Below are 390 nucleotides of genomic sequence, written 5' to 3' on the forward strand. Positions count from 1 at the left end.
AATGCCCAACATCAATTTCTTCTTGGTGTTAACTCCTACACTGTAAATGATTCCATGCACCAGTGTGTGAGCTACTTTGGTCTCCGTGAGCACTTCGCCGAGGCCGCGCCCTAACATTATAATTAGGCCAACCAAAGCCATCTCTACCTCCGATATTAACTCACCGGCACGAGTCCAGCCTCCGCTGTGGTTTTTTCTGTTGTCTTCTCTTCTTCCTTCTCAATCTTGAATTGCCTCACGAGTTCCTGAAGCTTTCCGGCGCGAAATTGGTGGAGGTAGGGACGACAAACCGCACCCACCCAAAGGATTATCAGTCGGCCATAACGGACCAGACGGCTCTCATACTCAAGGTTCACCCATCAAACTACCGCATCGTGGGCTTTACCTCCT

The 390-nt window shown here is 50.0% G+C and carries 1 pseudogene; it reads left to right on the plus strand.

The features are described from left to right. Window positions 1-251: 251 nt before the first annotated feature. Window positions 252-390, plus strand: a pseudogene (locus EZM41_RS11095) (hypothetical protein); the annotation flags it as partial.

The sequence above is a fragment of the Acetomicrobium sp. S15 = DSM 107314 genome, assembly GCF_016125955.1.
Taxonomy (GTDB): domain Bacteria; phylum Synergistota; class Synergistia; order Synergistales; family Thermosynergistaceae; genus Thermosynergistes; species Thermosynergistes pyruvativorans.